2 protein-coding genes and 2 pseudogenes are annotated in these 3374 nt (G+C 59.7%); 1 reads left to right on the forward strand and 3 read right to left on the reverse strand.

What is annotated here, in order from left to right:
• Window positions 1–90: pseudogene (locus tag AWB69_RS49080) on the reverse strand (IS6 family transposase); the annotation flags it as partial.
• 61 nt (window positions 91–151) lie between these two features.
• Between AWB69_RS49080 and AWB69_RS44890 the strand changes: the two are divergent.
• Window positions 152–808: pseudogene (locus AWB69_RS44890) on the forward strand (ornithine cyclodeaminase family protein); the annotation flags it as partial.
• Between the two features lie 162 nt (window positions 809–970).
• Here AWB69_RS44890 and AWB69_RS44895 read toward each other — a convergent pair.
• Together AWB69_RS44895 and AWB69_RS44900 are read right to left on the reverse strand one after the other, a co-directional pair.
• On the reverse strand, window positions 971–1699 hold the full coding sequence (locus AWB69_RS44895; protein WP_062093184.1) for a class II aldolase and adducin N-terminal domain-containing protein: 729 nt from the start codon (window positions 1697–1699) through the stop codon (window positions 971–973).
• Between the two features lie 43 nt (window positions 1700–1742).
• The gene (locus tag AWB69_RS44900) at window positions 1743–3206 is read right to left on the reverse strand and encodes an aldehyde dehydrogenase family protein (protein WP_062093185.1); all 1464 of its coding nucleotides are present in this window, start codon (window positions 3204–3206) and stop codon (window positions 1743–1745) included.
• Window positions 3207–3374: the final 168 nt, after the last annotated feature.

The raw sequence follows: 3374 nt of genomic DNA on the forward strand, positions 1-3374 counted from the left end.
ATACCAGCGCACGCACATCAGCATCACCTCAAACGGATAGTGAGGGCGTTTAAATACACGTGCTAAGGCTGGCGTCAAGGTCTGTTTCATCGGGCATCGGATTCGTCTTATCGGCGCAAATCATATCGCACCGCCTTGTCGCGACAGAACTCGCACGGGCGCCATGACCGCGCTGGGCGCGAAATACCCCGCGCGCAAGGACAGCAAGGTGCTGGGTCACGTCGGCGCTCGCGGCACGTCTTATTGGAACGTGCGACTACTGAATCACCTCTTCGACTTCGATGAAATTCGCGTCCATTCGAAGCGTCCTGAAAGCCGCGATTCTTTTGCGAAGCGGCTCTCGGATGACCTCGGCAAGCCTGTCATCGCGGTGGACAATTGGGAAGCCTGCGTGCGCGGCGCTGATATCGTGGTCGAGGCATCACGCTTGCCTGAGCCGCAGCCGTTGCTCAAGACGGAATGGATCAAGCGTGGCGCGCTGGTGATGCCTTACGGCACCATGAGCGCGGTCGAGATGTCGCTGACCGACATCATGAGCAAGGTTGTGGTGGACGATTGGGGACAGTGCAGCAAAGGCCTGCCGTTCGGCGCGCTGCGACGCCACGTGGATGAAGATAAGATCACCGAAGAGAACCTGCACGCCGAACTCGGCCAGATCGTGGCGGGACGAAAACCCGGTCGTGAGAACGATGAAGAGACGATCCTGTTCTGGCATCGAGGGCTGAGCCTGAGCGATATATCGCTGGGATCGGCGATGTTGGAAAAAGCGAAGTCGATGGGACTCGGGCAGACGTTGCGGTTTGCCTGATACGTAAAGGCGGGGCCTCAAACAAGGCCCCGCCTTCGTCCTCAAGGAGGCAACGTCTAGCGAACGTCCGACTGTATGCGTGTTGCCGAAACGCAACGCCACCGAAAACGGAGATTTGGGAGGGCATTGTCGGTCGTTTCAAGCCTCGGTGCACTCACGCTACTACTGTGCGTAGCTGGGTTCCTCGTCATCGAGTATCGCCTTGAGTTCCCTCAGGTGCTGGTCCGCGAAACCTTCGTAGTCCTCGACCCATTGACGCATGGTCTTGTGCGCCACGCGAGCCGATGCAATTCGCAGCGGCTGCCCGGTCATCAATGCGGTGACGTAGGTTTCGCACGAACGCTCGAAGTAATAGAGATCATCAAACGCCTGGGCCACGGTCGGCCCGGCCACCAGCACGCCATGCTGCCCCATCAGCAGCACCGGCCTACCCTCCAGCCCACGGCTTACGCGCTCGGCTTCATCGCCCAGGCCCATGCCGTCGAAACCCGTATCGACCGCCACACGCTCAAAGAAGCGCATGCAGTTCTGATCGAGCGGCGGCAGCACCGGATCTTTCAGACAGGACAGCACGGTCGCGTATTTCGAATGAACGTGCAGGATGCAACGTGCTTCGCGGTGCCGCCTGTGGATCGCCGAATGAAGTGCCCATGCGGTGATATCGGGGGCGTCCGGCCGATCGATCGTCTTCGCGTCTTGCGCATCCACCAGCAGCAGGTCGCTCGCCTTGATGCGGGAAAAGTGCCTGCCACGTGGGTTGATCAGGAATCGCGCGCCGTCTTCCGAGACCCCGACGCTGAAGTGATTGGCAATGGATTCGTGCATGCCGAGGCGTACCGCCCAGCGAAAGACACACGCCAGATCCACGCGTTGCTGACGATGTTCCAGCATGGCAATCTCTCCTTTCAAGCGTTGTCAAACCATCTGTGGCCGGTCAAAACCAGCACATGGCCTTGGGTTCAAAGTTGAGATAGGCGTGCTTCAGTTCGGTGTATTCATCGAGTCCGGCACGCGACAGTTCACGGCCAATTCCACTCGCTTTATATCCGCCCCATGGCGCATGAGGCAGCGTGACATTGAAGTCGTTGACCCAGACAGTCGCGGTGCGCAAGCGGCGCAGCACGCGATTCGCCTTGGCGAAGTCCAGCGTCCACAACGCACTCGCAAGGCCAAATTCGGTATCGTTGGCAAGCGCGATGGCCTCGTCTTCACCGTCGAAACATTCCACTGTTATCACCGGGCCGAAGATCTCTTCGCGGGCGACGCGCATGGATGCGTGCACATCGACAAGAAGGGTAGGCTCTACCCAAAAGCCTCTATCGAACGGCGCACCAGTCGGCGACTTGCCGCCGCACAACACGCGCGCACCCTCCTCGACCGCACCCTCAACCAGCGCCAGCACCCGGTCGCGTTGCTGAGCCGATATAACGGGGCCCATCTGCGTGCTCTCCAAGGACCCGTGTCCCAGCCGAATCGCTTTGACCCGCCCGCTCAATGCTTCAATGAACGTGTCGTATATCGGCCGCTCCAGCAACACGCGCGAACCCGCTGAGCACATTTGCCCAGCGTTGAAAAACGCCGCGTTCAGCGCCTGGTCCACGGCCGCCTCGAGGTTCGCGTCGGCGAAGACGATGTTCGGATTCTTACCGCCCAGCTCCAGCGATATTCGTTTGAAGTTTGACGTGGCTGCCTTCATTACGCTCGCGCCTGCTGAGTTGCTGCCCGTGAGCGAAACCAGGTCGATGCTGGTACTGGATGCCAACGCTTCACCCACCTCCGGCCCTCCTGTCACCAGATTGAAAACACCTTTAGGGAAGCCACTGGCATGGATCAGTTCGGCCATGCGGTGCGTAGAAAGCGGCGTCAGGCTTGATGGTTTGATCACGACGGTATTGCCTGCTGCAAGCGCCGGTCCGAGCTTCCATGCGGCCTGCAGGATCGGATAGTTCCAGGGCGTAATGAGTCCACATACGCCGACCGGCTCGCGCAAGGTCATGCTGATCACATTCGGCGCAGCGTCGTTCAGCGCACCGAACTCTGTGCCGATCAACCGCGCGAAGTAATCGAATGCGGCAATCGCGTCGCTCACATCCGACTGGCTCTCGGTAATGGTTTTTCCTGTGTTCAGCGCTTCTATCTTCGCGATCTCGTCAGCGTGATCCCTCAGCACGCCGATCAGCGAACGCAGGTGCGCTGCCCGCTCGCTGCTGCCTAAAGTAGGCCACGGACCGTGATCGAACGCGTGGCGCGCGGCCCTTATCGCCTGCTGCGCGTCCTCCGCCGATGCATCCGCGACGCTGGCTATCGCTTCGCCTGTCGCGGGATCGATGACGTCCCGGCAACGGCCGCCGCTAGCCTCAATCCACTCGCCGTTTATAAAAAGCAGCCTGGGGTTCATGAAGTCTCCTTGAGGAAATGGCGTTGTGGTCAACCGCTGTATCGAATGCCGGTATTCCCAGGGGACTATAAGGCCGCCACTTTCCGGCGACATGATCGAAAGCGACTTCCCGGAGACGCATTCCATCAGCCAGCATCAACTCCACCGGCACACGAACAGACGATTAAA

Origin of the sequence: Caballeronia udeis (assembly GCF_001544555.2) — a bacterium.
Taxonomy (GTDB): domain Bacteria; phylum Pseudomonadota; class Gammaproteobacteria; order Burkholderiales; family Burkholderiaceae; genus Caballeronia; species Caballeronia udeis.